Origin of the sequence: Streptosporangium sp. H16, from assembly GCF_051918855.1 — a bacterium.
Classification (GTDB): domain Bacteria; phylum Actinomycetota; class Actinomycetes; order Streptosporangiales; family Streptosporangiaceae; genus Streptosporangium.
Genome location: NZ_JBPXMD010000108.1, coordinates 1 through 1301, shown reverse-complemented (window position 1 = coordinate 1301; position 1301 = coordinate 1). Strand labels below are relative to the sequence as shown.

Here is a 1301-nt window from a genome sequence, read left to right as displayed (position 1 = left end):
CACGCGACGGCGCTTTGATCCGGAGTTCCGGGCGGGTGCGGTGCGTATCGTGAAGGAGACCGGCAAGCCCGTCGCGCAGGTGGCGCGGGATCTGGGGATCAGCCCGTATACGTTGCACAATTGGGTGCAGATGGACCGGCTGGACGAGCAGTACAACGGCAACGGGAGCGGAACGCTGGAGGAGTCGGAGCAGGAGGAGCTGGCCCGGCTGCGGCGGGAGAAGGCCGCGCTGGTCAAGCAGCACGCCCAGGAGAAGGCGGCCTGGGAGAAGGAACGCGAGCAGCTGGAAGACGAGCGTGACGTGCTCAAGCGTTCCGTGGTCTTGTGGGTCAAAGAGGCGATGGGCCGATAAGCGTGGCGGCCTTCATCAGCTCCCAGAAGACCGAGCACGATATCGACCACACCGTCTCCTGCCGGGCGCTGGGCGTCTCGCAGTCCTGGTACTACAAGTGGAAGAACCGCATCGGCGACCCCGCGCCGACCGCCCGGCAGCGTCGGCGGGCCGACCTGGATGCGCAGATCGCCCGTTCATTCGAGGCGTCGGGCGGCACCTACGGCTCGCCGCGCATCACTCGTGACCTGCGTGAGGCGGGCTGGCGGGTGTCGGAGAACACGGTCGCAGCAAGAATGGCCGAGCTCGGCCTGGTCGCCCGCCGGCGGCGCAAGCCGCGCTCGCTGACCCGCCAAGGCAAGCGGCCGGCCGCGCCGGACCTGGTGCGGCGGACGTTCACCGCGCCCGCTGCGGACGTGCTGTGGTGCGGCGATGTGACCCAGATCGACACCGACGAGGGCAAGCTCTACCTGGCCACGGTCGAGGACCTGTTTTCCCGCCGGCTGCTCGGTTACGCCATGTCCGAGCACCACGATGCCGCGCTGACCTGCGCCTCGCTGCAGATGGCGGTGGCCACCCGCGGCGGCGACGTGGACGGGGTGATCTTCCACTCGGACCGCGGCTCGGAATACACCGCTGCTCGCTACCAGGAGCTGTGCAGGCGCTGGGGTGTGGTCCAGTCCATGGGGCGCGTGGGCTGCGCGCTCGACAACGCGGCCGCCGAGGCGTTCAACAGCACCCTCAAGGTCGAGTATGTGCATCGCCACCGGTTCCGCACCCGGGCCGAGGCCCGTCTGAAGATCGCCACCTGGATCACCGACTTCTATAACACCACCCGGCGGCACAGCGCCAACGACGGCCTGCCGCCCATCACATTCGAACGTCACATGATCGAGAAGAGACACGCCTCATCGGCCCTGCTGGGGACCGCTGTGGCATAAACCGTCTCCACGATTTCAGGGGATTGACA

The 1301-nt window shown here is 67.9% G+C and carries 2 protein-coding genes; both read left to right on the top strand.

Annotated elements, in window-relative coordinates:
• On the top strand, nt 1-352 hold a 352-nt coding region (locus tag ACTOQ2_RS43870), incomplete at its 5' end, for a transposase (RefSeq protein ID WP_440107957.1).
• Nucleotides 353-354: 2 nt separating this feature from the next.
• Nucleotides 355-1272: an IS3 family transposase gene (locus ACTOQ2_RS43865; protein ID WP_440107955.1), complete on the top strand. Its 918-nt coding sequence runs from the start codon at nt 355-357 to the stop codon at nt 1270-1272.
• Nucleotides 1273-1301: the final 29 nt, after the last annotated feature.